Origin of the sequence: Halosimplex rubrum (assembly GCF_013415885.1) — an archaeon.
In the GTDB taxonomy this organism is placed as follows: domain Archaea; phylum Halobacteriota; class Halobacteria; order Halobacteriales; family Haloarculaceae; genus Halosimplex; species Halosimplex rubrum.
The window spans coordinates 4,284,891-4,311,437 of sequence record NZ_CP058910.1 but is presented as its reverse complement, the minus strand read 5'-3'; the positions used below and the strand labels follow the sequence as shown (position 1 = coordinate 4,311,437).

Here is a 26,547-nt window from a genome sequence, read left to right as displayed (position 1 = left end):
CCGAAGCCCGTCGCCGTCAGTCCCCGCCCGCATCTGGACTGGTGAAGTTGGCGACGACCTCGACGCCGTCGGGACCGACCCGATAGCGTCGGTCGGCGTCGAGGTCGACCGTCCGCTCGGTCCCGTCGGGCCAGGTCACGTCGACGGTCGCCCCCTCGGCGTCGCCGAGGCCGACGTGGGTGACCGACGAGCCCTGCGAGATGAAGTCCGTCCGGGAGTTCTGCCAGACCGCGGTCTCCCGGCCGTCGACGGTGACCGTCGCGTTCGCGCCGATGGCGACCGCGCCATTCCCGTCGACGACCTCGAACTGGACGGCGCCGGCGGGGGCCGACGCGTCGGCGCCCCCTTCGGTGCCGGGCGACCGGACGGTGTTCTCGTAGACGGCGTAGGGGCCGTGGTAGTCGGCGATGATCACGTCGCGGTCGCCGTCGCGGTCGTAGTCGACGGTGACCATCCCGCGGCCGTCCTGTTCGGCAAGGCCGCGGTCGGCGGCGTCGAGGCGGGTGAAGTTGTCGCCGCCCCGCTCCCAGACCATCGGGAGGGTGAAGACGGGGTCGGACTGGTTGAGCGCGACGACGTTCTGGGTGGTGTGCATGAGATCACGGTCGCCGTCGTTGTCGAGGTCAGTGACGCTGGCGGCCCAGCCCCAGCCCCCCTCGCGGACGCCGTAGGCGCCGGCGCGGTCGACGAACTCGCCGTCGCCCTGGTTGACGAGCATGGTGTTGCCCTTCGTCCGGCCGGAGTGGATGACGTACTGGAGGAACCGCTTGAGCCGTTCGTAGCGGTCCGGAGAGAGCGTCTCCCGGGAGGCCGGGATGTCGATGTTGGTGACGAACACGTCGGGGCGGCCGTCGCGATTGATGTCGTTGACCTCCGAGGCCATGCCGTTGCGGGCGGTGGCGCCGCCGAGCTGGATCTGCCGGAAGGAGCCGTCGCCCCGGTTGAGGTAGACGGTGTCGTTGTTGTAGTCGTTGGCGACGTGGATGTCTGGGCGCCCGTCGCCGGTCAGGTCGACGAAGCTGGCCGCGAGGCTCCAGCGGTCGCCCGCGATACCCGGCGCGTCGACGCGCTCGAAGCGGTCCTCGCCCGATTCGCCCGTATTCTCGAAGAGGACGTTGGGGTTGCCGTTGTCGTCGGCGATGGACTTGTTGGGCGAGAAGTACCCGTCGGGGCGCTCGTCGGCCCAGTCGCCCGACTGGTAGACGAAGAGATCGCGGTCGCCGTCGCCGTCGTAGTCGGCGGCGGACGCCCCGAGCGGGTGCGTGAAGTTACCGAGGCCGATGTCGGTCCGCTCGAAGCTCCCCTCGTCGTTGTGGAAGGCGGCGGCGGGGCCGTCCTTGGCGAGCAGGAGCAGGTCGCGCCAGCCGTCGCCGTCGTAGTCGACGAAGGCGGCGCTCTTGTACTCGCGTTCGAGCCCGTCGAGTTCGCCCGTGCGCTCGAAAGCGCCGCCGGTGTTACGGAAGAGAGCGGGATGCTCGCCGCCGACGGCGAGGATGTCCTCCCAGCCGTTGTTGTCGATATCGGCGACGTAGACGCCGTTGTTGCCGTTGCCGGCGGCGCCGGTGCCGGTCCCGTTGTACGCGAGGCCGGCCTCGGCGGTGGCGTCGACGAACCCGATCTCGGCGCTCGCGCGGTCGGCGCCCGCCCCGTCGTCGTTACCCGGGGCGACGGCACAGCCGGAGACGACGAGGGCGGCGGCGACGGCGACGGTGAGGAGAGCCCGCCGAAGCGAGTCACCTGTCATGCGTCGGTCCCGGTCGGGAGCGCCCGCTGGGGGCGGGCCGGCACGAGCAGCGTCGCGCGATGGTGCGTCTCCAGGTAGTCGATGATCCCGTGGTCCTCGGCGGCCACGTCGTCGTCGTACTCGTCGGTGTTCATCGCCTTGCGGGTCTCGACGAAGTCCTCGACGTGGCCCTGGAGACCGGTGAAGTTGAACTCCGTCCCCTGGGCGGCGTCCGTGGCGACCCCCTCCGAACGCCGGAGGATCGTCGGGACGAACTCGTCGTCGCGTGCGCGGGCGACCTTCTGAGTGTGACCCACACGACCGTACTCCTCGGCGAACTCCTCGACGCTCTCGGCGTTCTCCTCGGTGATGCCGCTCTCGGCGCCGAGTTTCTCGCCGATCTCGCCGATCTCGTCGGTGTCGTGGGCGGGACAGAACATCTCGGCGGCCCGCTCCTCGTGGGACTGGTCGTACCAGCGGTCGAGGTCGATGCCCAGCCGCGAGACGGCCATCGTGGTCCCGCCGGCGAACGGCCCCTCGCGGATGGTGATCCCGTCTTCGGATGGCTGGCTGTCGCGATAGCCGGACTTGAACCCCATCGACAGCGGGGCCGACTCCGGGATCGAGTCGTTGTCCAGCACGTCCGCGGGGATGCCCTTGCCGACCATGCCGGCCCGCCGGTCGGCCTTCGAGAAGACGCCCTCGAAGGTGTCGGTCACCTCGACGCCGTTTACCGTCTCGATCTCGCCGAACAGCGCGGCCTCGGCGGCCATGACGACCGAGCCGATGTCGCTGTTCATCAGCAGGACGGCGTCGAAGTCGTCGGCCTTGTCGGGGTCCTCGCCGACCTCGCGGAGCACGTCCTCGGCCGGGACGAGCCGCTCGGGGACGCCGCCGGTCCGCTCGAAGTACGTCGCCGAGTAGCCGAGCATGAACAGCAGTCCCTGCGTGAACGACGCCGAGGGGTTCCCGCCGGTCCCCCACTGGAAGGCGGTTTCGAGGGTCCGAAGAGCGCCCTCGACCTGGTCGCGCTCGGCTTCGGTCGGCGGGCTCGACCCCTCGTAGGAGAGCCCGAGGATCAGCTGCTGCTGGGGGATGACGGTGTTGCCGTGAGCGTCGTGGACGACGGCGTAGTTCCAGGCGTGCTGGCGCTCGGACAGCGCGTCGGGCTCGCCCGACGGGACCGACAGGTCGAACTCCGTGTCCGTTCCCGGACGGGGGCGCTCGCCCCCTTCGGTTCCCTCGGTCGCGTCGGAGGCGGTCCCCACCAGCTCCCGTTCCCGTTCCTGACACGCAGAGAGCGCGCTCGCCCCACCGATAGCGACGGCCGCCGCGACGAACTCGCGACGACCGATGCCACGCTCGTTGTCCGGTGACATTTGCACAGGGTTAGTCGGTCCGGGTGAAAAACCCTTCTACGAACGGTCGCGCCGACCGGCACGTCTCCTACGGGGTTTCCCCGGTCGAAGCGACTGCGTACACCTTTCGGTGGCGCCCGCGCGCGAGCGTGTCCGACGAAAACTTCTTTACCCGTGACACTGTTTTGTTCAGCTATTCCGAACGACCGTTCCTCGAGTTCGAGGGTCGGCCGGTCCGTCCGGCATCGGACTGTCGGGCTTCGCGACGGAAAATTCGGATGATAGACGATGTCAGTTACGACCGTACGGTGCGGAGCCGACGCCGAATCGGTTCCGTTCTCCGAAACGCGTCCGATATCGCCCGTCTGCGAAGCTCTGGGTCGAGAGCGGTCGAACACCCGAACAGTAACCGCTCGATATCGTGGGTCTAGGGTGTCAGAGGGGGCGTTCTCCGCCGGTCGCCGGTTTGAAATCGGCCGAACACGTCCGCCTCCTTCCAAAACCTTTATTACTCGTTATTGTAAACCAATCAGAGGCATGTCTGACAGTACCAATGAGTACAGCGATGTCGTAGACCGCCGGAAGTTCCTGACACTCGCAGGAGCGTCCGGTGCCGCGGCACTCGCAGGGTGTGGTGGCGGGGACGGGACACCGACCGACGGGTCCGGCTCCGACGGTAGTGACGGCTCGGACGGCTCGGACGGCTCCGACGGCAGTGACGGTTCGGACGGCTCCGACGGCGGTAGCACGAACGTCGTCGACAAGACCCACGTAAGTGCCCTCCAGGCCGACCCGACCAACCGCACACTCAACACGCACAACACGCAGATCTCCTCGGAACCGGCACGCCGGCTGGCGTTCGACCGGTTCGCCGCGTACTCCTTCGAGACCCGAGAGTTCCAGCTCGCGGCGCTGGACGACTGGGAGTTCGACGGCGAGACGGTCACGCTGACCTTCCGCGAGGACCTCTCGTGGTCCGACGGCAGCGACGTGACCACCGAGGACATCGACGTGCAGTTCCAGATCCTCGAGAAGGTCGGCAGCGCCATCTGGGGCTACGTCGAGAGCACCGAAGTCGTCGACGACTACACGTACCAGCTGAACCTCACGGGCCCGACCAACCCCGTGATGGTCAAACACCAGCTGGGGAACATGTGGATCGACACGCCGGCGGCGGCCTTCGAGCAGTTCCTCGACGCCGACGCCGCCGAGGTCCAGCAGTGGAACTGGGAGGACAGCGACACCGAGGTCATCACGAGCGGCGCGTGGGCCTACGTCGACAAGAACCAGCAGCAGTGGAACTTCGAGCGCAACGAGGAGTTCCACAGCATCGACAACGTCAACTTCTCGAACTTCCGGTTCGACTCCTACCAGGAGGCCTCGGTCCCCCAGCAGGACTTCACCACGGGCGGCAAGCGCTTCGACAGCCAGTGGAGCATGTTCGCCGCGCCGGAGACGGTCAACGCCTTCCAGGACTACGTCATGGAGATCCGGTCCATCCCGGCCAAGTGGGGCTACGGGATGATCTTCAATCACGACGACCCCATCTTCGGCGACCGCGCGGTCCGCCAGGCGATCGCTCACGTCGTCAACCGCGAGGAACTCGTCGCGAACGCGGGTCCGCGCACGAAGTTCCCGGCGTCGGTCCCCTGCGGGATCGCCCCGCGGGACATCGAGAACTGGCTCGGCGATACCCAGAGCAACTTCGAGGACTACGGCGTCGGCTCGACCAACACCGAGGAGGCGACACAGATCCTCGAGGACGCCGGGTACTCGATGCAGAACGGCACGTGGACGAGCCCCGACGGCGAGCCCATCAGCGCCGACTACCTGACGCCCGGCGGGTGGACGGACTTCACGACGATGACCGAGACGATCGTCGACCGCCTCAACGAGTTCGGCTTCGATCTCTCGGTCGCCAGCCGGCCGACCAGTGACTGGCAGGGCGCGTTCATCGACGGCAACTTCAAGGTCGGGACCCTGTACTGGCTGCCCGGCCAGGCCCGGTCGTCGTTCCCGTACTTCCCGCTGCGACACCAGATCGCGCTGGAGGCGTTCAACGGCGGACACAACTACGACGGCGAGTCCGAGCAGACCATCCCGGCCATGAGCGGCGACGGCGAGATGACGGTCAGTCCGCTGGCCAAGGTCGACGAGATCGCGACCAAGTCCACCAACGAGGAGGCGCGGCCGATCGTTCAGGAAGCCGCCTGGCACAACAACTACGATCTGCCGATGCTCTCGCTGGTCTCGAAGTTCGAGCAGTCGTGGCTCACCACCGACGAGTGGAACGTCGACCTCGAGGAAGGCGACCCCGAGCGCGGGATCAAGTGGCCGCCGTTCTGGCTGCCCCGCACGGGTAAGCTGACGGCTCAGGAGTAACGGACTCCTACCAAGTCGATGGGGGGAGTATCGATCGGTCTCGCACCGAACCGCTTCTCACGACGCGAGTCGTTAGACCTTAGAGTGCCGGCAGAGAATACGACTATCAAGACGCATGGTTAACTACTACGTGCGGCGGACAGCACGGGTGTTCGTCACGATCTTCGGGGTCATGTCGCTCACCTTCGGGCTGATCCGCCTGCTCCCGGGAGGACCGTTCACGCTACTGCGGACGCAATTGCTTCAACAAGGCATTCCGCCAGAGCAAGTCAACCAGCAGATCAGGAACCTGCAGAACGTTCGGCCGGACGCGCCGCTGTGGCAACAGTACATCGACTACATGATATCGGCGGTCCAGCTCGACCTGGGGACGTCGATCCAGTACAGCCGTCCCGTCACGGAGGTGGTCGCCCAGGCGGCGCCGTGGACGATCTTCATCGTCGTCGCGTCGACGATACTGATGTTCGTGTTCGGGATCCTTCTGGGCGCGATCCAGGCCTACTGGGAGGGGTCGAAGTTCGACACCATCGCCTCCTCGCTGTCGATCGTGGGGATGTCGATCCCGTTCTACGTGGCGGCGATCCTGCTGCTGCTGTTCGTGTCGTACCGCTGGGGGCTGCTCCCGGCGTCGGGGACGGCCAACCCCAACATCGAGAACCACTGGAGCCTGGACTACGCTATCAGCGTGGTTCTCCACGGCGCGCTACCGATACTGTCGTACACGATCGTGGGGATCGGCGGACAGGCGTTGGCGATGCGCGGGAACAGCATCCAGGTGCTGGGCGAGGACTTCGTCGAGGTCGCCAGGCTTCGGGGACTGTCCGACGGTCGGATCGCGACCCGGTACGTCGCGCGCAACGCGATCCTGCCGATGTACACCGGGTTCCTGCTCCTGCTCGGCTTCCGGCTGGGCGGCACGGTGATTCTGGAGCAGATATTCAACTATCCGGGACTGGGGCTGTACCTGTTGGACGCAGTCAACTCCAACGACTACCCGATGATGATGGGGACCTTCCTCGTCATCACGGTGGCACTGGTCATCGGGGTGTACGTCGCCGACCTGACCTACAGCATGATCGACCCGCGGATCAGCTCGGGTGATTCCAGTGAAGCATACTGAATCCGACGCCTCCACCGAGGGGCTCGACTGGCAGACCGAGAGCACCGGCGCGGACATGACCAGGGGAGACCGGATCCGTGAGTTCTACGAGCGGAGCATCTACGAGCCCGCCGTCGTCGCGTGGGCCGACATGCGGACCCGCGTGGGGCTCCTGATGCTCAGCGTCTACCTGGCGATAACGGCCGTCGCCGTCTTCGGACTGTGGCGCGAACCGTCGTCGAGCCAGGCGCCGCGACTCCTGGGGATGTTCGAGAACTGGTCGTACCCGCTCGGGACGACCTCCGCGGGCGTCGACCTGACAGCCGAACTCGTCCACGCGACGCCGGACATCATGCTGATGGTGCTGGCCGGCGGCGTCTGGGCGACCGGTCTCGCGGTCCTCGTCGGGACGGTCGCGGGGTACAAAGGCGGGCGGGTCGACAGGGTCCTGATGTCCATCTCGGACTTCTTCATGGCGATCCCCGGGCTCCCGCTGGTGATCATCCTCGCGATCACGTTCAGTCCGGAGAACCCGATCTTCGTCGGCGTCATCCTGACGATCAACTACTGGGCCGGGCTGGGCCGGTCGCTGCGCTCGCAGGTGCTGACCATCCGCGAGGACAGCTACGTCGAGGCCTCCCGGACGATGGGGACGAGCACCTTCCGGATCCTCCGGAAGGACGTGATCCCGAACCTGATGCCGTACGTGACGGTGAACTTCGTGTTCGCCGCCCGATACACCATCTTCGCGTCGGTCGGGCTGTTCTTCCTGGGCGTGTTGCCCTACAGCCAGCCGACGTGGGGCGTGACGCTGGCGCGGGCCCAGGAGAACGGCGCGCTGTTCGTGCCCGAGGCGGCCCACTGGCTGATCGCGCCGATGATCTTCATCGTCGGCCTGGCGCTGGCGCTGATCCTCATGGGTCAGGGCCTCGACCGGGTGTTCAACCCGCGGGTCCGCACCCGGATGGCCGGCGAGTCCGAATCGACCGCGGAAGAAGACGAGACGATAACGGGAGGAACGCTCTAGATGGCAACCGATCAACGATCCGGCTCGAACGCGGCGGTACAGTCCACCGTCGAGGACCCGATCGTCGAGGTGACCGACGCGAAGGTGACATTCGACGGCGGCGACACGTACGTCCTCGACGACGTGAGCCTCGACATCGAACGCGACGAGGTGCTGGGGATCGTCGGCGAGTCCGGGTCGGGCAAGTCGATGTTCGCGTCGGCGCTGCTCGACTCGATCCCCGACCCCGGGGTTCTCAGCGGCGAGATCCTCTACCACGCCGAGGACGGCCGGACGATCGACGTGCTCGAACAGAGCGACGAGGAACTCCGGCAGTTCCGCTGGGAGGAGATCTCGATGGTCTTCCAGGGGGCGATGTCCTCGTTCAACCCGACGATGAAGGTCGGGACCCACTTCAAGGAGACGCTGAAGGCCCACGACGCGAACGTCGACGAGGGGATGGAGTTCGCTCGCGAGCTGCTCGAGGACCTGTATCTCGAACCGGAGCGCGTCCTCGACTCCTACTCACACGAGCTGTCGGGCGGCATGCAGCAGCGCGCGCTCATCGCGCTGTCGCTGGTGCTCGAACCCGAGGTACTGGTGATGGACGAGCCGACCGCCGCACTGGACCTGCTGATGCAGCGGTCGATCCTGATGCTGCTGAACGACCTCCAGAAGACCTACGACCTGACGCTCGCGTTCATCACGCACGACCTGCCGCTGATCACGGCGCTGGCCGACCGGATGAGCATCATCTACGCGTTCCAGTTCGTCGAGGTCGGCACCCGCGACCAGATCATCGCGGACGCGGGCCACCCCTACACGAGGGCGCTGTTGAACGCGACGCCGAACCTCGACGCGCCGCTGTCGGAGATGCAGCCCATCGAGGGCGAGGGTCCCGCGCCGGTCAACGTCCCGGAGGGGTGTAGCTTCCACCCGCGGTGTCCGCTCGCGACCGAGGAGTGCGTCAGCGACGACCCGCCCCTCGAGAACATCGACGAGGACCACCAGACGGCCTGTCACCACTGGGAGCAGGCCCGCGAGGAGATCACCCTCAACTACGGCGAGAGCACGGCCGACCCCGAGTACGAGGCGGGTTCGGGCCGCGACGTGACCGCGCGGACCGACGAGGAACCCGTTCTCGGACTCGACGACGTCGAGGTCCACTTCGAGGAGGACCAGGGCCTGTTCGACATCTTCGGCGACGACCCCGAGGTCGTCAAGGCGGTCGACGGCGTCGACCTGGACATCTACGAGAACGACGTCGTCGCGCTGCTGGGCGAGTCCGGCTGCGGGAAGACGACGCTGGGCAAGACCGCCATCGGCCTGCAGCGGCCGACCGGTGGGAGCGTCAAATACCGCGGGCAGGACATCTGGGAGGCCAAAGACGGGGACGGCGACATCTCGCACGACGAGATCCGCCAGGCGCTGCAGATCATCCACCAGGACCCCGGCGCGTCGCTGAACCCGAATCGTCGGATCATCGACATCCTCTCGGAGCCGCTGCACCACACCCACCCGAACATCAGCCCCAACGAACGGCGCGACCGGATCTACTCGTTGCTGGACCGGGTCGGCATGAACCCGCCGGGCGACTTCGCCGACCGGTACCCCCATCAGCTGAGCGGCGGGGAGAAACAGCGGGTCGCGCTGACCCGCGCCCTGCTGATGAATCCGGACGCGATCCTCGCCGACGAGGCCATCAGCGCCGTCGACGTGAGTCTGCGCGTCGAGCTGATGGACCTCATGCTCGAACTGCAGGACGTGTTCGACACCTCGTTCCTGTTCATCAGCCACGACCTCTCGAACGCCCGCTACTTCACCGAGCACGGTGACGGGCGCATCGCGGTGATGTACCTCGGCGAGATCGTCGAGGTCGGCACCGCCGAGCGGCTCATCCAGGACCCGCGCCACCCCTACACGAAGGTGCTGCGCTGGGCCACCCCGACCCTCCAGCTCGACGCGGTGGAGGCGGGCGAGCCGCCGATGCGGTCGATCGACGTGCCGGACCCGGTCGACCCGCCGAGCGGCTGCCGGTTCCACACCCGGTGTCCCGTCGCCAGGGAGGCCTGTACGGAGGAGCAGCCGCCGCTGTACGACGTCGAAGGCGGCGAAGGCAACGGCGCCGCGTGCTTCCGGGAGGACCCGGACCACGAGTACTGGGACAGCGAACCCCTCGAAGGCGCCGAGCGGATCGGCCCCGACGAGGAGTTCGACACCGACGACGTCTCGAACGACTTCGGCGCCGAGACCGCCGGCGACTGACCACCGCCGCCCGACCGGTCTCACCGAGTCGATCGGACGCGTCTCCTCGGTTTTCACGGGTTCGCGGAGCCGGTTCACGTAGCGCGCCGCTCGTCGCGCGGCGGGCGCTCGCGACGAGGCGCGGAACCGGGAGGTTGAATACCGTCGGTCGACAGGTTCGAACGTGCCCGGAGGAACGAGCGCGGTCGACCTCGTTTGTGCTCAGCGCGACAACATCCCGGTGGGACTGGCGGTCATGATATCGATGGGGATTCTGCTCGCGTTCTCGTTCCTCTTCGTCTCACCCGGTGACGAGGCGTTCACGGTCCTCGTCATCGACGCGGTGCTGATCGTCGGCTCGACGGCTTTCTTCCTCGTCACGTACTACTACTGTACGAGGCGCGCGATGGACGACTAGCGGGTCCCACCGAGCGGTCCCGCGGAGAAGGGCGCCGCGTCGGTCAGGACTCGTCGAGGAACGTGGCGGTCTCCGCGGCGAGGTCGGCGAGGTCTTCGTCGGTTTCGACGCGCGCGCGGTCCTCGAGCGGTCCGACCGCCCGGTCGTCCCCGAGGTAGCCGAGGGCCTGGATGGCGCGGGCCCGAACGGTGTCGTTTGTGTGGTTGAGACAGGCGACCAGCGGGTCGTAGGCCTCGGCGGCCGCGTCGGGGTCGGCCTGCGCGATCTCGGCGACGGCGTCGATGGCCGCGCCGACGACCGTCACGTCGGGCGTGTCGAACAGTCCGACGAGCGCGTCGACGTGGTCGGCGGCGGACTCCGGGTCGCCCTCGGCGGCGGCGGTGATCACGTTGGCCAGCCGGCCCTGTGACTGGACCAGCAGCTGGTGTTCCTGCTTGTCGTGTTCGAGCATGGTCTGGCGGGCCTCCTCGTCGTCGACCATGTCGATACCGTCCGTGGTCTCGTAGGCCGGCGAGCGACCGTCGAGCACCGCAACGATGCGGTCGAGGTGCGGCGCCACTTCCTCCGGGTGTTCCAGCACGACCTGGACGACGACCTGGGTCCCGAGCAGCTCCAGCGAGTTGAGGTCCCGATCGATCAGGTCGAAGACCGCGGGCACCGAGCCGGCGAGGTCCTCGGGGTACTCCCGGACGACGCCCAGCAGCGCCGTCCCGGCCTGCTGTGCGACCGCGTTGCGCTCGTCGGCGAGCAGCGGGAGCAAGTCGTCGACGAACGGACGCACCGTCGAGGGGTCCCGTTCGGCGAGCTGCGACAGCGCCTGTGCGGCCTCGTTTCGCCTGATGTTCGTCTCCGAGGTGAGCGCCTCACGGATCTGGTCGCGGTCCTCGTCGTCGAGCGCTTCCGAACCGATATCGGCTCCTTCCAGTGGCGCGGACTCCTCGTCGGTCATACCGGAGTCCAGCCCGCCGAGCGACAAATACGTGTGGATATCGATACCACGGGTGACCGTTCGACTCACGCGGACGGCTCGATCGGACATTCACCTCGCAATGTTTATGTGGGCGTCGGAAATCCATCCGAACATGCCATCGAATGACGCGGATCCCGAGTATCAACGCCCGGATCTCCCGGTATCGCGGCGGGTCTCGGATCTGCTCGATCGGATGACGGTCGAAGAGAAGGCCGGTCAGCTAGTCGGAACGTGGGCCGGGCAGATGCACCGAGACGTCGACGTCGAAGAGGTCGCGGAGCTCGTCCGCGAGAACCACCTCGGCTGTGCGGCGCCCTTCGGCTGGGGCGGCTCGGCGGGGACGGAAGTCGGCGAGATCGTCGACATCGTCAACGACCTCCAGCGGGTCGCGACCGAGGAGACGCGACTCGGGATCCCCCTCTTCTTCAACGTCGACGCGGTCCACGGTCACGCCTACGTCGCCGGGTCGGCGGTGTTCCCGAACGGGCTGGGCGCGGCGGCGACCTGGGACCCCGAACTGGTCGAGGCCGGCGCGCGGGTCACCGCGACGGAAGTCGCGGCCACCGGCGCCCACCAGAACTACGGGCCGACCTGCGACGTGGGCCGGGACCCGCGCTGGGGCCGCGTGTTCGAGACCTTCGGCGAGAGCCCGCGACTGGTCGCTGAGATGGCCGCCGCGAAGGTGCGGGGCTACCAGGGCGAGGGGCTCGAGGCCGACGACACCGTCGTCGCGACGGCGAAACACTTCCCGGCCTACAGCGAGCCCGAGCGCGGGGAGGACGCCGCGCCGGTCGACGTCTCGGAGTACAAACTTCGGAACACGTTCGTCCCGCCGTTCGAGGCCGCTCTCGACGAGGGCGTCGAGTCCGTGATGCCGTGTTACAACTCCATCAACGGCGAACCCGTCCACGGTTCCGAGCGCTGGCTGACCGACCTGCTCCGCGGCGACCTCGGCTTCGACGGAACGATCGTCTCGGACTGGGGCGGCGTCCGCCACCTCACCGACGACCACAAGACCGCGGCGGACCTGCGCGAGGCGACCTACGACGCCCGCACCGCGGGGCTGGACGTGGCCTCGGTCGGTAACGACCTCGAACAGCAAGAGCTGGTCGACCTCGTCGAGTCGGGCGACCTGTCCGAGTCGGTCCTCGATTCGAGCGTCGAGCGCGTCCTCGAACGCAAGTTCCGGATGGGACTGTTCGAGGACCCCTACGTCGAGAAAGAGGCGGCGCTGGAGACGGTCGGGTCCGACGACCACCAGGGGGCCGCCCTGGAGACCGCCCGCGAGGCGATGACGCTGCTGAAAAACGACGACTGCCTGCCGCTCTCGGGCGAGGAGGACGTGTTTGTCGGCGGACCGAACGCCGACGATCTGGTCAGCCAGGTCGGCGGGTGGTCCGTCGAGCGCGAGGAACACGTCGACGGGACGACGATCGCCGAGGAGATCCGCGCCCACGTCGACGGCGAGGTGACCTACGAGCAGGGGACGACCCACAGCGACCGGCTGGACGTCGACGCGGCGGCCGAGAAAGCCGCCGAGGCCGACGTGGCTGTCCTCGCGCTCGGCGAGGGGTGGTACCTCCACGAGTTCGGCGCGGGCGACCCCCGAACCGAGACCGGCGAGTTCCCCACCCGCGAGCGGATCGCGCTGGGCGAGGCCCAGCAGGAGCTCGTCGAGGCCGTCGCCGAGACCGGGACCCCGGTCGTCGGCGTCCTCGTCACCGGCCGCCCGCTCGCGGTCGAGCACCTCGACGAGCGGGCCGAGGCCGTGCTGATGGCGTACTTCCCGGGGACGATGGGCGGGAAGGCCGTCGCCGAGACGCTGGTGGGCGAGAACAACCCGAGCGGTCGACTCGCGGTCACGGTTCCGCGCTCGGGCACGCAGGTCGACGTGCATCACGACCACCTCCACCAGCCCCGCCCCATCGGCGACTCCGAACACCCCGACTCCTACGACCCGCTCTACCCGTTCGGCCACGGGCTCTCCTACACGGCCTTCGAGACGGGCGGCCTCTCGGTCGACGAGGCGGTCGTCAGGCCCGGCGACACCGTCGAACTCGACGTGACGGTAGAGAACGTCGGCGACCGCCCCGGGTCCGAGGTGGTCCAGGCGTACAGCGAGACGGAGTCGAAGACGCTCGTCATGCCCGAGCGGCGCCTCCAGGCGTTCGAGCGCGTCGAGCTGGACGCCGGCGAACGGGCGACCGTCACCGTCGAGGTCCCCGTCGAGAACCTCGGCGTCTACGCGCCCGGTGACGGCCACCGCGTCGAGGCCGGCGACTACGACCTGGTCGTCGGCGACGAGTCCGTCACGGTGACCGTCGACGGCGACTACCTCTAACTCGTCGGTCGCCAGTTCGGTTTTCGGTGTTCTCTGTCCGGACGGCTGGGGCTCCGTCGGCGAGCCCTGACGGTCCGCGGCTGTCCCGGTCAGCGCTCCGCCCGACGGGAGCGTGCGACGGCGACATGCGCGGCGAGGGCGACCGCCAGCGCGGCGAGCGCGGCGCCGAAGCCGGCGCCGGATTCGGCGGTACCGTCGGTCGCGCCGGAGCCACCGTCGGTCACTCCGCCCGCCGGTGCGCTCGTCGGGGCGGTCGTGGCGGTTCCGGAACCGCCGGCTGTCGGTCCGCCGGTCGGTGAGGCCGTGGGCGATGCCTCGGGGGCGGTCGTCACCGTCGGCGTGTTGATCAGGGGACCGTCGTCAGTGCCGTTCCCGGGCGCGACGGTCAGATACGTCCCGACCGGCCGGTCGCCCGCGGCGATCTGCGGGTCCGCGGGGCCGAACGCGCCGTCGCCGTCGTCGCGATGCGCGACCACGCGGACCCGGAAGTCGCGCTCGCGCTCGGCGACGAACGACTCGTTCAGCGCGACCGTGACGTTGCGGTGGACGCCCGCTGCCAGCGAGCGCGACCCGATACTGGCGTTCCGTCCGAGCGGGTACACCGCGACGTGACCGGGCGCCGACAGGTCGACCCGTCGGACCGTGAGCGTCCCGTCGGCGACGGACTGGGCCTCGAACCGCATGCCGAGGACCCGGGCCACCGAATCGCTCTTTCGGACCGTGATCTCCGTCCGGGCGGCCGGGCTGAGCCGCGCGGCCGACACGTCGGTCCCGGGGTCGAACGTCTCGTCGCCGTCGACGTCGTTGTGCAGCACCGCCCAGACCGTCCGATTGCCCGACCAGTCCCTCCAGGTCGAGTCGTCGATCCGGACCGGCACGCTCGTCAGGTAGGTCAGGTCCGGCGTCCGGCCGACGTACTCGTGTCCGATCGGGGCGCCGGGACGCCCGCCGTCGTCCGCGTGGAGGACGACGAACCCGGGCCGCAGCGCCGACACCGCCTCGACGACGACGGTCCCGTCGTCGGTCACCTGCGAATCGGCCGCGACGTGGTCGCCGTGGGCCTGGACGGTCGCGACCGCCAGCGGCGTGGTGAGCGCCAGCGCCAGCGCGACGGCGACGGCGACCCGACGGGAAGCGGTCCCCGACATGTCAGGCGGTGATCGTCGCCGGCTCCATCTTCAGGAACGCCCGCTCGTAGCCCTCGTGGCGGGCCAGCTGCGGCGGCGTCCCCGCCCGGAGGGTCACCTCGTCGCCCGACCGGACCGGCTCGGGCAGCGCCGCGCCGTAGTGGTGGCCGAGTTCGGGGTCGAGCGTGGGTTCGAGCGGTCCCTCGAAGACGGTCTCGCCGTCGCGGGCGACCGCCGCCGACAGCCCCATCGCCGGGAGGACAAGCCGGTTGTACGGCGTCCGCGCCGAGACGGCGAGGTAGGGCGCCCCGTCGGTGAACCGGTCGGCGTCGGCCGCGGGGAGCCGGGTCGTGACGAGTTTGGCGCCGTCGCTGCGGCCGGTGCCGAGGACGGTTCCGGGGAGGTTGGCGGGCTTCGGCGCGCGGGGCTGGGGCACCTCGCCCATCTCCATCGGCCGCAGCGCACCGCGCTGGCCCGCCTGGTCCAGCTGTTCGGTCTTGAGCCGTTCGCGCACCCGTTTGGACCACTCGAACTCGACGGTCGCGGTCGCGCCGTCCTCGAAGCGGCCCTCGAAGGCGCCGGTCTTGCGGGCGCTCACGCCGCCGACGCTGAGCCGCGCGGTGTAGGTCCCGTCGCCGTCGAGCGGGAAGTTCGCGCCGTAGTGAAACCCCATCCGCTGGGAGAGCATCCGGTAGATGACCTCCTGGGTGACCAACTCGCCGTCGCGGGTGATCTCCACCGAGAGGTTCGAGTCCGGGAGGACCGTCCGGGTCTCGGGGTCCCAGACGGTCGCCATCAGGTGGAGGTCGTCCCCGTCTTCGATCTCGGTGACCGAGCGCTCGTCGAGGTTGACCGTCCAGAACCGATGGGGGACCGCGAGCAACAGGGCGAAGCGGTAGTCGCCCGCGCCGGCGGTCGCGGTCCCCGGCATCACCATCGTCTCGCGGAACGACTGGACGTAGACGCCGCTGGGCCCCTGGGGAGTCGAGGTGGGCGCCGGGCCGTCGGTCGGGGACCGGGTCAGAGTGGGCGTCGATCCGGTGTCGGTCGCGGCGGTGTCGGTCGCGTCACCGCCGCCGTCGCCGAGACAGCCGGCGAGGCCGACCGCCGCGGCGCCCGTCGCGGAGTGGAGGAATCTCCGTCGGTTCATCGCCCGGGAGTTGGGCCATCGCGCGGTTAACCGTTCTGGTCGATCCGACGACAGGACCGCCGCGGGCCCCGCGGGCGGCGTCACGGACCGTTCCCCGACCCCTCGAACCGCCGCTCGCCCGCCACTGCGACTCCGGTCGCGCTGTCAGCACGGCTCAATGGGTCGTTAAGTCATCAGCGGTCGTCGGTGTCTCCATGGTATTCGAGAACGTCACCCTGTTCGAAGTCCACCTCGACGACGCCCAGTTCAGTGCCGACGCCGGTCGATCCGACGGTCGACGAGCCGACGCGGACGGCCGGCGGGCGCCCGACGGCGAACCGGTCGACGGCCACGGGACGGTCGCCGACGCCGAGACGGTCGCCGACGCCGAATCGGACCTCGACGGCCGCGGGACGGAGTCGTCGGACGGCCGCGGTCGGTTCGTCAAGTTGGCGGTCGCGAGCGTCGTCGTCTCCGCGGTCGCGACGGTCGTCGCCCGCCGGGTCGCCGGCCGCGGCGAGGACCCCGTCGAGGCCGACCTCGAATCGGACCGTGCGTTCGACGACGCGGCGGCCGACGACGACTCCGTGCGGGCCGACGACCCGGTCTCGGCCCCGACGCCCGACGGCGACGAGCGCAACGACTGCGAGTGAGCCGGCGAGACGCCGTCGCGAAGGGTCTATTCCCGGGACCGGCCCGGGTTCGGGCTTCCGAGTGAAACGTTAAATCGCTGTTTTAGTCTCGCGAGGGGTTATTGTGGCGGGGGCCCACGCTTCGGATGCGGTCGGCGCGCCCTCCACCTGGCGGGCCAACCGCGTACCCGAAAACCCCACCCGCGACCCGACACGGCCGGGCGGCCGCCCGCCGCCCGTGCCCGGCCGTCCCGTCGCCCGCGGGGCGGCCCGTTCGCCCGTTCGGACCCGTCGCCCGCGGGTCCGGACACCCATTCTGCGCCCGCCGAATCGCTCCCGAGCGACCGCGCTCTCGACCGACCCGACGAACCCGGGACGACCGCTCGGACGGACTCGCAGTTCTTATTCGCCCGGCGACCCCACTGCGGCCATGGAACGCCGCCGGACGGTCGTCGCGTCGGTCATCGTCAGCACGTTCCTCGTCGGGCTCGGCGGCGGCGTCGTCTTCCCGATCCTGCCGAACCTCGGCGCCGTACTCGGTATCTCGCCGTTCCTCGTCGGGTTCATCCTCAGTGCCAACCGCTTTACCCGCATCCTCGCCAACGCGCCGGCGGGGTCGATCGTCGACCGCGTCGGCACCCGGACGCCCTTCGTCGTCGGCCTGTTCGTCGAGGGGCTGGCGACGACGGGCTACGTCGTCGCGCTCCGCGCGCCGCTGCCCGAAGCGTGGTTCCTCCTCGCTCGCGTCCTCTGGGGGATCGGCAGCGCGCTGGTGTTCGCCACCGCCTACACCATCGCCGCCGACGTGAGCGACGGCGGCGACCGCGGCACGAACATGGGCGTCGTCCGCGGCGGCATCACGCTCGGCTTCCCCGCCGGCCTCGTCATGGGCGGGGTCGTCAGCGACGCTTACTCCGTGTTCGCCGCCTTCGCCCTCGCCGCCGGCTTCGGACTGCTCGCCAGCGCGGTCGCCTACCGCACCATCCCCGAAACCCACGTCGAGGAGGAGCGCACCGCCGTCAAGCCCTGGGAGATCGACACCGCACTGCCCACGTTGACCGTCGGCCTCGTCAACTTCGGCCTCTTTTTCGCCTACCTCGGCGCGCTGTTCGCCACGCTCGTCCTCTTCGTCGACGCGAAGGACATCGCGGTCTGGGGCTACGGCCCACAGGGCATGTCCGGCCTGCTCATGGCCGTGACCGTCCTCGCGGCCTCGGTGTTCACCCTCGCCGGCGGCAAGATCAGCGACGACCTCGGCGCCCGCGTTCCCACCCTGCTCGCCTTCCTCGTCGTCTCCTTCGTCGGATTCGCCGCCCTCTCGACGGCCGCCAGTCTGGAACGGCTCGTCGCCGCCTGCGTCCTCATCGGTACCGGCCAGGGCGGCGCTAACGGCCCGCTGATGGCCCTGCTGGCGGATCTCACGCCGAACGGCCGCACGGGCCGGGCGATGGCCACCAACAACGTCCTCGGCGACCTGGGCGGCGGTCTCGGCCCGATGATCTCGCTCCCTCTCGTCGAAGCGGTCGGCTTCGCCCCCGTCTACGCAGCCTGTGCCCTGATACCACTCGTCGCCGGCGGTCTGCTCGTCGCCGGCATCTACTCCCAGACCGGCAGCCTCAATCCCCGGACGGCGACGCTCTCCGGCGATTAACTGTCGTCCTGAAACACTGCTATCGTTTCTGCTAAATACGAGGAAATAGACCTGAGAGTGAACGAACACGGCTCCGATTCATCTCGAGACGCGAGCATGTGTTTCAGCCCCCGAGAGGCGATCTACGTGTGTCTCTCGGAGACCGATGTCCACTGATGGCGATATCGGTGGTCGACGTATCCGCACGGAATGACCCGGAGACAGCGATTCTAATCGAAGCGATCGCGGCTGTCGTTCGAATGTCGGATCCATGTCTATCCTCTCGTTCCAATATGTCTGTCGACACGGGCGAGAAAACAGAGATCGAGTCGGTTATCCGTGGCCATCGGTGAGAAGTGGTGTGACCTCCTCCGAAACCGAGGATCCGTCGACGCTGGATCCGCTGACGACCGCCGCCTACCACGTCACCGTCGACGGCGGACGTGACTCGTTCTACGCGCTCAGCATCGAGCGCGAGGACAGCGACACCGCCTATCTGATGTCCGATACCGTCGTCGCGCTCGACCAGATGCGATAGCGCCTCCAGCCGTCGATTTCTGCTGTCTCGCCCCGGACCGGTCCCGAGCGTCGACGACCGGCGGCCGATATCGGTCGGTCCACCACCGTGGCCGGCGTCTCAGTACCGCGAGAAGTTCGTATCGGGGTACACTCGCCCGTCGGCGATATCGACCACGTCGAGCGTCGCCAGTCGGTCGAGACGGGCCGCCGCGTCCGATTCGTCGATCCCCAGCTCGACCGCGCGTTCGAGGACCCGCTCGCGGGACGGGACCGACTCGATGAGGCCGTCGTCGTCGCTGACGGTTTCCTCGGCGACGATCGCCTTCAGTACCGCACCGCGAGCGCGCTTCGACGGCGTCTCCCGCTCGCCCGTCCACTCGATACTCAGCGACCCGTCGTCGTTGACGTGTGACACCACGAACCCGTTCGGGAGCGCCTCGGTCACCGCCGCAACCAGCGCCGCCCGGTCCAGCCGTGCGGTGATCCGATGGCGGTTCCCGTCGTCCGACCGACCTGCCGCCTCGACGTTGATCCGTTCCTGTGTGGCCACGTCCGCGACCGTCCCCGCCAGCCGCTCGGCGACCGCGTCGCCGACCGCGTCGCGCTCTCGTGCCGTCTGTGCGGCCTCGGTCGCCAGCCGCTCGTACTCCGCCATCCGCTCGTGCAGTGGCTCCTCGCCCATACCACGGTACTCGGTGCCAGCCGATTACGTGTTGGGGCCACGGGGACCGATCCACCGGTCTACACCGCGTGCTTGCGGCTGGGGCTCGTCACTGAGAGGATCGTTGTTCGGGAACGTCCTCGAGCATTATATCACCTATCGGGTTCTTGGGGTGGGGTATGGCTGGCGACTGGACGGCTAGCAGGTTTTCAGGGGAGTTCTCTGCCGATACGAAGCAGAACCTTCGGGACCTCTACTCGAATCGTTGTGCGATATGTCGCCAACGGTACGAATCTCCGTTCGGGCATCCGGAGACCGAAGCGGCTCATATCCATCCAGCCCAGCACGGGGGACCAGATAGGGAGACAAATGGATTACTGCTGTGCCGACGCTGTCACTGGGGGTTCGATTCTGGCTGGTTAAGTCTCGACGGCGACCGCCGGATCGTCGTCGCGGGCGACGAGACTGTCTCGGGCTATGACTACTTCAACCAGTTTCGCGATCAATCTCTGCTCACACCCAGTACAGCGGACCTTCGTCCAGCGGAGCGCTTCATCGAGGTGCATCGGAAACTGTTCGGCTTTGAGCCAATCGAGAGAGGGGACCGATTAACCATCGGTGGACTGCGAAGCGGTGAATTGAGCCTGGCCGATGGGCGGCGTGTCTGTATCGAAGGGGCTCCAGACGAAGCGCTCGTTGTAAACTGTACTGTCACAGCTGTCGGATCGGAGCAAGTTCGTTGTGCCCATCACCGAACACTGGAAACACGACCGGCCACTGGCCCGGAAATTCCTGACACTCCGTTCGACAATACCACAGAGGTCTCGTTCGATGAACTGTCGAACCGGATTCAGGAACTCAAAGACGATTACGTGGGCGTCACGCAGAAGTGGGAGTGGGGACGGATCTTCCGCAAAGCACGGATCAAGTCCGGACTCTCCTATGAGGAGATCGCCGAAAAGATCGATCTCGAGGGGGCAAGCGGGCTTCAAATCGAGCGTTCAGAGAGAGTTTACGAGATGTTTCCTGAACGGGAGTTCGAGGAAGACGGACTCTCGTATTCTGCTATCGCTGAACTACAACGAGTGTTCGACAGTACGGACGATATCCGAGTCGCGTACGATTGCATCATCGAAACAGGACACCCACTTACAGTCAAGGAGACGCGGGTGTGGGTGGAGATTATGATGGCCGATGCCGACGTAACACGCGAGATAGTCAGAGAGGAAGTAGAAACATACGAAGAGCTTCGGAGGGGAGATCCGTCCGAGAGTGTTCGACGCATCCTCGAGGTACACGCTAAGTACGAATCGGCCTACGAGTGGGAGTGACCAGCTAAACTCGCAGTCCGATATCAATTTATCTGATACGTAGGTGTAGCGAGATACACCGCACCTGTTTTTTGATACATTCACCGGTGTTCAGACCGGTATCCACGGAGACTTCAGAATAGTACTCTCCAGTGCCTGGAAACTGATAATACGGGATTTTCCAAACGGTCAGGACCGCACATGGCTTGAAACGAAGTTGAACCGGAGGAAGACTCGCTGCGCTCGTCTTCCAGGGTTCGACTCCAACTACCCACGCTCGGCGCGCTGACTCACGGGCGAGCGGCGATGCCGCTCGCACCACTCGTCAGATTGCGCCATCAGAAGTGGGTTGGGGCGGAGTTGAACCGCCGACTTCCTCCGTGTGAAGGAGGTATCATAACCGGACTAGATCACCAACCCGGACACTCGTCGGTAATCCAGCACCGCCCTTAAGAATTGCTTTCCGCGGTCGCTACTGCGACCCGGTGTCCCGGCTCCGGCGCCGGCCGACCGCCTCGCGTACGTCGCCGACCGCCGCGTTCGCTTCACCCGCGACTCGCTCCCGGACCGCCTCGACACGTCCCGGTTCCGGCTCGCGCTCGCGTCCGGTCAGGCCCCTGACCCGCTTCTCGACGGGCGCCAACTCCTCGCTCACGCCCTTCCTGGCCGTCTCGCCCGCTCGCTTCAGGTAGTACAGGGTGTCTTGGAAGTGCCTGTTCATATCTGTCCTTACGCAGCCAACAGATATATGCGTTTCCCCCACCGCAACGTTTATCAATGTTTAGGCCAACCTAAAATACGTCGGCGCAGGGCCGCCACGGCCCGCGCCGCTGTCTGTCCCATACTGTCAGGCTTGCACGCGACGGTGGGCATCGCCGTGTGCGGCCGGTTTTCGGGGTCAAACGGGACCGTCCACCCGCCACACCCTTACGCTCGCACCCTGTAGCGGGAGCCATGTTCGAGCAGGTACCGGTGCCGACGCCGTTCCAGGTCGGGCCGATCAACGCCTACCTGACCGGTCGGACGCTCGTCGACCCCGGTCCCGACAGCGACGAGGCCTGGTCGCACCTCACGGACGCGCTGGCCGAGCGCGACCTGGCTCCCGAGGACATCGAGCAGTTACTGATCACCCATCCCCACCCCGACCACTTCGGGCTCGCCGAGCGCTTCCGCGAGCGCGGCGCGACGGTCGTCGCCCACCCCGACGCGGCGTCGATCATGGCGGACTTCCCCGGCCGACTTGACGCCGAACAGGCCTTCTTCCGCGACTTCTTCGAGCGCTGCGGCATGGCGCCCTCGACGGCCGACACGGTCACGGAACTCCCCGGCGCGTTCGTCCACTACGCCCCCAGCGTGCCCGTCGACCGCGAGGTCGCGGCGGGCGACCGCGTCACCGTCGACGGGACGGAGTTGCGCGTCGTCGAACTCGCGGGCCACGCCGTCGGCGAGGTCGGGTTCGCGTTCGACGGTCCCGCGGGTCGGGAGGCGCTCGTCGGCGACACCGTCCTCGCGGAGATCACGCCCAACCCGTTCCTCCAGCCGCCGCCCGAGCCCGACGCCGACCGCCCGCGGGTGCTCCCGGCGTACAACGACTGTCTCGCCGACCTGCGCGACGCCGACTACGACCGCCTCCACCCCGGTCACCGCGGTCGGATCGACGACCCCTCCGGACGGATCGACGACATCCTCGCCGAACACGACGACCGCACCGAGCGCGTCGCCGGCCTGCTGGACGAGCCCACGACGCCGGTCGAAGTCATGGACGAGCTGTTCGGCGACCTGCCGGTCACCGAGCAGTTCCCGGGGATGAGCGAGGCGGTCGGCCACCTCGACGTGCTCGAAGCCGCGGGCCGCGCGACCGCGAGCGAGCGCGACGGCGACATCGTCTACGAGCGGACGGACTGACCCGCGCTCGAATCGAGCCGGGACGGATCAGTACGTCGGCTGCTCCTCGGGGACGCCCTCGCGCCGGTTGACGACGCGGGCGAGCGTGAAGAGGAGGTCGGAGAGGCGGTTGAGGTAGACGAGCGCGCGCTCGTTGACGCCGTCCTCGGCGTCGGCGAACGCGACCGCGCGGCGCTCGGCGCGTCGGCAGACGGCGCGCGCCCGGTGGAGTCGCGCACCCGCCTCGGAGCCGCCGGGGAGGACGAAGTGCTCCAGCGGGTCGAGTTCCGCGTCGAACTCGTCGATGCTGTCCTCGACCGCCGCGACGTGGTCTTCGCGGACGCGGGGGTCGTCCTCGTCGGGGTCGGGGTTGGCGAAGTCCGCCTGGGCGACGTGGAGGTGGTTCTGCACCTCGCGCAGCAGGTCGTCTACGTCGTCGTGGCCGGTCGGCCGGACCGACCCGACCGTCGCGTTGACCTCGTCGACGGTGCCGTAGGCCTCGATGCGCGGGTTGGCCTTCGAGACGCGGGACATGTCCCGCAGGTCCGTCTGTCCCTCGTCGCCGCGGCCCGTGTATATCTTCATACGCCCCGCTCGGGGGGCCAGCGTCTTAACTCCGTGTCCGAACGGCCGCGGGACCGACCCCTCGGCCGGCGAGAGCCGACCGGGACGCCTGGGCGGCCGCCGACCGCGTCGTTCCGGGTGAAAATCGGGACGTTAAATTACCACGGCCCAGAACACGGGGGTATGAGCGAGACCATCACCCACGAGTGTCCGGTCTGTGAGAGCGAGCAGGAGTTCTACCAGGCGGCCAGCATGAAAGTCCACATCGGCGAGAAGGTCAAGTGGCACTGCTGGGAGTGCGACTACGGCTTCGTCCGCATCGACCACACCGTCGACACCAGCGAGACGCCGGCGTAGACCGCCCGTCCGGTCGTTTCTTTCGAGCCCACGAGCCGCCTGGAGCCGCGGCCGTCCCCGCGCTTCGACGGTCGCCGCCCCGCTCACGCGTCGGACGACTCGGCCGGCGTCAGCGAGAGGACGACGGCGGTCCCGCCGAGGTCGCTCTCCTCGAATCGCAGGCGGCCGCCACAGGAGTCGACGACCCAGCGGACGATCCAGAGTCCGAGTCCGCTGCCGTGTTCGAGCTGCGTGATCTCCGACGACTCGTCGACGACGGTGCGCTCGTAGTCGGGGATCCCGGGGCCGTCGTCGTCGACGCGGAGGTCGACTCGCCCCTCCGTCCGGTCGGTCTCGACGCGGATGTGGACGCGCTCGCCGCCGTACTCGACGCTGTTCTCGATCAGTTCCGTCAGCGCGAGCTCGATCCGGCCGTCGCCGACGACCCGGGCGTCGTCCACGTCGGTCTCGATCCGGGCCTCGGCGTGTTCGCGACGGTACTCGGAGACGACGGCGTCGACCACGGACCCGACGCCGACCTCGTGGTCACGCAGCGCCCCCTCGCGCATCGTGCGGTCGAGCGACCGCGCGCGGTCGCCGAGCGAGGCCACCTCGGAGGCGGTGTCGATGAGCGTCTCGGCCCACTCGTCGACGGTCTCGTCGTCGACCCGCGAGGCGATCATCTCCGCGTAGCCCAGCACGACGTTGATGTCGTTGCGGAGGTTGTGCCGGAGGACGCGGTTGAGCACCTGCAGTCGGCGCTCGCGCTCTTTCTGGTCGGTGATGTCGGTGTAGATGCCGAAACTGTTGATCGTCTCGTCGCCGGTGTCGTAGGGGATCCCCCGGAAGAGGAAGTCGCGGTAGCCGTCGGCGGTCCGGCGGCGGACCTCGCTCTGGACGGTCTCGCCCTCGGCGGCCCGGCGGTCGAGGTCGCGGCCGCTCTCGTACTCGTCTCCCGGGAGGACGAACTCGTTGAGCGATTCGCCGGTGATCGTCGCCGCGTCGTACCCGAACACGTCGGTGAAGGCGTCGTTGACGGCGGTGACGACCGGCTCGCCGTCGACGTGGGCCGACTCGACGACGGCGTCCGGGAGGTTGTCGAAGAGGTAGGTGAACCGGTCGCGCTGGGTCTCCAGTCGCTCGCGGGTCTCGACGAGCTCGGTCCGGTCGCGGACCACGCCGACGGTGCCCGCGGTCTCCTCGGCGGGGAGCGGCGACACCTCGATCTCCGCCGGGAGCGACGCGCCGTCGACCCGTTCGAAGTCGACCTCCAGCACGCGGCTGTCCGCCCCGTCGCTCACCGCGTCGGCCGCCGCGTCGAGGGCGGTGGGGTCGGCGAGCACCGCGGCGACCGGCCGGCCGACCAGGTCCGCGCGGTCGACGCCGAGCCACGTCGACAGCGGGTCGGTCACCAGCGAGAAGCGCCCCTCGTCGTCGGCGACGTACACCATGTCCTGAACGTTCTCGATGACCGTCCGGTAGCGGACGAGTTCCGACTCGTAGGCGACGCGGTCGAGCGCGACCGCCGCGTTCGCGGCGAGGATCTCCGCCAGCTCGCGCGCGCGCCCGTCGAAGGCGCCGGGCTCGGTCGCGCCGATGCTCACGGCCCCCTGGTCGCCCAGCGGGACGTACAGCACCTCGACGGCCCCGCCGGGCATCTCCGGCGGAGCGATGGCCAGGTCGTCGGGCGCGTGTCGGATCTCGCCCGTCTCGAACGCCCGCCCCGGGCCGCCCTCGCCGACCGCGTAGTCCGGCCGGTCGTCGACCGCGACGGCGTCGCTGTCAGAGGCCGCGAGCGGGACGAGGCGGTCGCGCTCGCCGTCGTAGATGCGGACGACGTTCATGTCGAACCCCAGCGTGTGTGCGACGGCGTCGACGACGATCTCGCCGACGCGCTCGGTGCTGTGGGCGCCCAGCAACGCTCGCGACGTGTCGAGCAGCTCGGCGAACTGCTCGCGGGCCGCGCGGAGTTCGCGTTCGCGTTCTTTCCTGTCGGTGATGTCGCGGATGACGCCCGCGGTCCCGGCGAACTCGCCGTCCTCGTCGGACAGCATCACCATGTGGTCCTCCGCGTCGACCGGCTCCCCCGACTCCCGGACCAGGTCCAGGTCGAAGGTCGTCTCGACGGCGTTGCCGTGGATCAGGTCCCGGAGCTTGTTCTCCGCGCGCTGGACGGTCTGGTCGTCTTTGACGATCGCGGTGTGTTCGCCCAGCAACTCCTCGCGGTCGTAGCCGGTCAACTCGACCAGCGCGTCGTTGACCACCTCGAAGCGGCCCTCGTCGTCGAGCGCGTAGACGCCGTCGTCGACCGCCTCGATGATCGACTCGTAGCGTTCGAGCTCGCGGGTCCGCTCGCGCTTGTCGGTCACGTCCCGGAGCACCCCCGCGACGCCGACCACCTCACCGCCCTCCTCGACGGCCGTCAGGTTGTCCTCCGCCGGGAACGGCTCGCCGTCGTCGGGGACGACCGTCGTCTCGATGGTCTCGGAGGTCGTCTCCCCGCGGACCACTCGTCGGACGGCCGGGAAGACCCGCTCGGCGGCCGCTTCGGTCGTGATCGACGAGACGTGCTCGCCGACCAGCGCGTCGGCGTCGCGGCCGGCCATCGCCGCCAGCGACTCGTTGACGACGGCGAAGTTGCCCTGGAGGTCGAGGACGTACAGCCCGTCGCTGACGGCGTCGAGCGCCTCCGCCGTCTCCTCGATGGCGGCCGTCGAGGTGCCCCGGGCCGCGTCGCTCCGGGGACCCCCGGTCACCTCGCTCGGCTCGCCGTCGGGTTCGGTCGCTCGGCGGGTCGCGGCGTCGGGGTCCGGCAGATGCGCCCGGACGCGGTCGGCCAGCGACTCGTCGACCGTCGACCGCGGGACGTACTCGGTGACGCCGAGTCGGGTCGCGCCCGCGGCGAGGTCCCCGTCCGGTTCCGCAGTGGTCACCAGCACCGGCTGGTCGTACCCGAACTCGCGGACGCCGGCGAGCGCGTCCAGCGGGTCGACGCCGCCGTCGGCTCCGGCGTCGCCCGCCCGTTCGATCACGACGCAGGCCACGTCTCCCGTTCTGAGCGCCGAGACCGCCGCCCGCGTCGACGCGGCCGACACTACGTCCCACCCGTCGGCCTCGAGGTCGTCGACCCAGGGACGGTCGCGCTCCGGACCGACCGCCAGCACCCTCGCTCCCATTCGTGACCCGAATCAACGAAAGCCCCGCATATATCCGC

At 68.5% G+C, this 26,547-nt stretch carries 21 protein-coding genes and 1 tRNA gene; 12 read left to right on the top strand and 10 right to left on the bottom strand.

Annotation, left to right across the window (positions count from 1 at the left end):
- Positions 1 to 16: 16 nt before the first annotated feature.
- Positions 17 to 1,744 (bottom strand): CRTAC1 family protein, encoded by a 1,728-nt coding sequence (locus tag HZS55_RS21630; RefSeq protein ID WP_179909596.1) that lies wholly within the window; start codon positions 1,742 to 1,744, stop codon positions 17 to 19.
- Entirely contained in the window at positions 1,741 to 3,102 is a 1,362-nt protein-coding gene (locus HZS55_RS21625) for a DUF7405 family protein (protein ID WP_179909595.1), read from the bottom strand. The genes HZS55_RS21630 and HZS55_RS21625 overlap by 4 nt, the downstream gene beginning before the upstream one ends.
- Before the next feature lie 516 nt (positions 3,103 to 3,618).
- On the opposite strand from HZS55_RS21625, the gene HZS55_RS21620 reads away from it, so the two are divergent.
- The 5 genes from HZS55_RS21620 to HZS55_RS21600 all read left to right on the top strand — a co-directional run bounded on the left by HZS55_RS21620 (position 3,619) and on the right by HZS55_RS21600 (position 10,230).
- Positions 3,619 to 5,463, top strand: coding sequence for an ABC transporter substrate-binding protein (locus HZS55_RS21620; protein WP_179909594.1), 1,845 nt, complete (start codon positions 3,619 to 3,621; stop codon positions 5,461 to 5,463).
- Positions 5,464 to 5,578: 115 nt separating this feature from the next.
- Positions 5,579 to 6,583: an ABC transporter permease gene (locus HZS55_RS21615; protein ID WP_179909593.1), complete on the top strand. Its 1,005-nt coding sequence runs from the start codon at positions 5,579 to 5,581 to the stop codon at positions 6,581 to 6,583.
- Entirely contained in the window at positions 6,561 to 7,589 is a 1,029-nt protein-coding gene (locus HZS55_RS21610) for an ABC transporter permease (protein ID WP_179909592.1), read from the top strand. Before HZS55_RS21615 ends, HZS55_RS21610 begins: the two co-directional genes overlap by 23 nt.
- Positions 7,590 to 9,833, top strand: a complete 2,244-nt coding sequence (locus tag HZS55_RS21605) for an ABC transporter ATP-binding protein (RefSeq protein ID WP_179909591.1) — start codon at positions 7,590 to 7,592, stop codon at positions 9,831 to 9,833.
- 163 nt (positions 9,834 to 9,996) lie between these two features.
- Positions 9,997 to 10,230, top strand: coding sequence for a hypothetical protein (locus HZS55_RS21600; protein WP_179909590.1), 234 nt, complete (start codon positions 9,997 to 9,999; stop codon positions 10,228 to 10,230).
- A 43-nt stretch (positions 10,231 to 10,273) separates the two neighbouring features.
- Here HZS55_RS21600 and HZS55_RS21595 read toward each other — a convergent pair whose 3' ends face one another.
- Positions 10,274 to 11,179, bottom strand: coding sequence for a HEAT repeat domain-containing protein (locus HZS55_RS21595; protein WP_179909589.1), 906 nt, complete (start codon positions 11,177 to 11,179; stop codon positions 10,274 to 10,276).
- A 133-nt stretch (positions 11,180 to 11,312) separates the two neighbouring features.
- Here HZS55_RS21595 and HZS55_RS21590 point away from each other — a divergent pair, with 133 nt between their 5' ends.
- Entirely contained in the window at positions 11,313 to 13,541 is a 2,229-nt protein-coding gene (locus HZS55_RS21590; protein WP_179909588.1) for a glycoside hydrolase family 3 N-terminal domain-containing protein, read from the top strand.
- A gap of 89 nt (positions 13,542 to 13,630) precedes the next feature.
- On the opposite strand, the gene HZS55_RS21585 is transcribed toward HZS55_RS21590, so the two are convergent.
- A complete protein-coding gene (locus tag HZS55_RS21585) occupies positions 13,631 to 14,689 on the bottom strand; it encodes a DUF7282 domain-containing protein (protein ID WP_179909587.1) in 1,059 nt (352 codons plus the stop codon).
- Position 14,690: 1 nt separating this feature from the next.
- A complete protein-coding gene (locus HZS55_RS21580) occupies positions 14,691 to 15,818 on the bottom strand; it encodes a DUF7350 domain-containing protein (RefSeq protein ID WP_179909586.1) in 1,128 nt (375 codons plus the stop codon).
- 194 nt (positions 15,819 to 16,012) lie between these two features.
- Here HZS55_RS21580 and HZS55_RS21575 point away from each other — a divergent pair, with 194 nt between their 5' ends.
- The 3 genes from HZS55_RS21575 to HZS55_RS21565 all read left to right on the top strand — a co-directional run bounded on the left by HZS55_RS21575 (position 16,013) and on the right by HZS55_RS21565 (position 18,597).
- Positions 16,013 to 16,450: a hypothetical protein gene (locus HZS55_RS21575; protein WP_179909585.1), complete on the top strand. Its 438-nt coding sequence runs from the start codon at positions 16,013 to 16,015 to the stop codon at positions 16,448 to 16,450.
- 409 nt (positions 16,451 to 16,859) lie between these two features.
- Entirely contained in the window at positions 16,860 to 18,080 is a 1,221-nt protein-coding gene (locus HZS55_RS21570) for an MFS transporter (RefSeq protein ID WP_179909584.1), read from the top strand.
- Positions 18,081 to 18,420: 340 nt separating this feature from the next.
- A complete protein-coding gene (locus HZS55_RS21565; RefSeq protein ID WP_179909583.1) occupies positions 18,421 to 18,597 on the top strand; it encodes a hypothetical protein in 177 nt (58 codons plus the stop codon).
- A 99-nt stretch (positions 18,598 to 18,696) separates the two neighbouring features.
- On the opposite strand, the gene HZS55_RS21560 is transcribed toward HZS55_RS21565, so the two are convergent.
- Positions 18,697 to 19,260, bottom strand: a complete 564-nt coding sequence (locus tag HZS55_RS21560) for a hypothetical protein (RefSeq protein WP_179909582.1) — start codon at positions 19,258 to 19,260, stop codon at positions 18,697 to 18,699.
- A 158-nt stretch (positions 19,261 to 19,418) separates the two neighbouring features.
- On the opposite strand from HZS55_RS21560, the gene HZS55_RS21555 reads away from it, so the two are divergent.
- Positions 19,419 to 20,570: an HNH endonuclease gene (locus tag HZS55_RS21555; RefSeq protein ID WP_179909581.1), complete on the top strand. Its 1,152-nt coding sequence runs from the start codon at positions 19,419 to 19,421 to the stop codon at positions 20,568 to 20,570.
- A gap of 324 nt (positions 20,571 to 20,894) precedes the next feature.
- On the opposite strand, the gene HZS55_RS21550 is transcribed toward HZS55_RS21555, so the two are convergent.
- Both HZS55_RS21550 and HZS55_RS21545 read right to left on the bottom strand, forming a co-directional pair.
- Positions 20,895 to 20,969 (bottom strand) — tRNA-Val (locus HZS55_RS21550).
- A 52-nt stretch (positions 20,970 to 21,021) separates the two neighbouring features.
- Entirely contained in the window at positions 21,022 to 21,270 is a 249-nt protein-coding gene (locus tag HZS55_RS21545) for a DUF7553 family protein (protein ID WP_179909580.1), read from the bottom strand.
- A 233-nt stretch (positions 21,271 to 21,503) separates the two neighbouring features.
- Between HZS55_RS21545 and HZS55_RS21540 the strand changes: the two genes are divergently transcribed.
- A complete protein-coding gene (locus tag HZS55_RS21540) occupies positions 21,504 to 22,454 on the top strand; it encodes an MBL fold metallo-hydrolase (protein WP_179909579.1) in 951 nt (316 codons plus the stop codon).
- Between the two features lie 27 nt (positions 22,455 to 22,481).
- Here HZS55_RS21540 and HZS55_RS21535 read toward each other — a convergent pair whose 3' ends face one another.
- On the bottom strand, positions 22,482 to 23,018 hold the full coding sequence (locus HZS55_RS21535; RefSeq protein ID WP_179909578.1) for a cob(I)yrinic acid a,c-diamide adenosyltransferase: 537 nt from the start codon (positions 23,016 to 23,018) through the stop codon (positions 22,482 to 22,484).
- Between the two features lie 162 nt (positions 23,019 to 23,180).
- On the opposite strand from HZS55_RS21535, the gene HZS55_RS21530 reads away from it, so the two are divergent.
- Positions 23,181 to 23,354, top strand: coding sequence for a DUF7838 family putative zinc beta-ribbon protein (locus HZS55_RS21530; RefSeq protein ID WP_179909577.1), 174 nt, complete (start codon positions 23,181 to 23,183; stop codon positions 23,352 to 23,354).
- 83 nt (positions 23,355 to 23,437) lie between these two features.
- Here the strand turns inward: HZS55_RS21530 and HZS55_RS21525 are convergent, their stop codons facing one another.
- Positions 23,438 to 26,509 (bottom strand): PAS domain S-box protein, encoded by a 3,072-nt coding sequence (locus HZS55_RS21525; RefSeq protein WP_179909576.1) that lies wholly within the window; start codon positions 26,507 to 26,509, stop codon positions 23,438 to 23,440.
- Positions 26,510 to 26,547: the final 38 nt, after the last annotated feature.

Excerpts from the sequence above, each read along its gene's own strand:
- HZS55_RS21630 (WP_179909596.1), bottom strand. The coding sequence starts at position 1,744 with ATGACAGGTGACTCGCTTCGGCGGGCTCTCCTCACCGTCGCCGTCGCC.
- HZS55_RS21625 (WP_179909595.1), bottom strand. The coding sequence starts at position 3,102 with ATGTCACCGGACAACGAGCGTGGCATCGGTCGTCGCGAGTTCGTCGCG.
- HZS55_RS21620 (WP_179909594.1), top strand. The coding sequence starts at position 3,619 with ATGTCTGACAGTACCAATGAGTACAGCGATGTCGTAGACCGCCGGAAG.
- HZS55_RS21615 (WP_179909593.1), top strand. The coding sequence starts at position 5,579 with ATGGTTAACTACTACGTGCGGCGGACAGCACGGGTGTTCGTCACGATC.
- HZS55_RS21605 (WP_179909591.1), top strand. The coding sequence starts at position 7,590 with ATGGCAACCGATCAACGATCCGGCTCGAACGCGGCGGTACAGTCCACC.
- HZS55_RS21595 (WP_179909589.1), bottom strand. The coding sequence starts at position 11,179 with ATGACCGACGAGGAGTCCGCGCCACTGGAAGGAGCCGATATCGGTTCG.
- HZS55_RS21590 (WP_179909588.1), top strand. The coding sequence starts at position 11,313 with ATGCCATCGAATGACGCGGATCCCGAGTATCAACGCCCGGATCTCCCG.
- HZS55_RS21585 (WP_179909587.1), bottom strand. The coding sequence starts at position 14,689 with ATGTCGGGGACCGCTTCCCGTCGGGTCGCCGTCGCCGTCGCGCTGGCG.
- HZS55_RS21580 (WP_179909586.1), bottom strand. The coding sequence starts at position 15,818 with ATGAACCGACGGAGATTCCTCCACTCCGCGACGGGCGCCGCGGCGGTC.
- HZS55_RS21575 (WP_179909585.1), top strand. The coding sequence starts at position 16,013 with ATGGTATTCGAGAACGTCACCCTGTTCGAAGTCCACCTCGACGACGCC.
- HZS55_RS21570 (WP_179909584.1), top strand. The coding sequence starts at position 16,860 with ATGGAACGCCGCCGGACGGTCGTCGCGTCGGTCATCGTCAGCACGTTC.
- HZS55_RS21560 (WP_179909582.1), bottom strand. The coding sequence starts at position 19,260 with ATGGGCGAGGAGCCACTGCACGAGCGGATGGCGGAGTACGAGCGGCTG.
- HZS55_RS21555 (WP_179909581.1), top strand. The coding sequence starts at position 19,419 with ATGGCTGGCGACTGGACGGCTAGCAGGTTTTCAGGGGAGTTCTCTGCC.
- HZS55_RS21545 (WP_179909580.1), bottom strand. The coding sequence starts at position 21,270 with ATGAACAGGCACTTCCAAGACACCCTGTACTACCTGAAGCGAGCGGGC.
- HZS55_RS21540 (WP_179909579.1), top strand. The coding sequence starts at position 21,504 with ATGTTCGAGCAGGTACCGGTGCCGACGCCGTTCCAGGTCGGGCCGATC.
- HZS55_RS21535 (WP_179909578.1), bottom strand. The coding sequence starts at position 23,018 with ATGAAGATATACACGGGCCGCGGCGACGAGGGACAGACGGACCTGCGG.
- HZS55_RS21530 (WP_179909577.1), top strand. The coding sequence starts at position 23,181 with ATGAGCGAGACCATCACCCACGAGTGTCCGGTCTGTGAGAGCGAGCAG.
- HZS55_RS21525 (WP_179909576.1), bottom strand. The coding sequence starts at position 26,509 with ATGGGAGCGAGGGTGCTGGCGGTCGGTCCGGAGCGCGACCGTCCCTGG.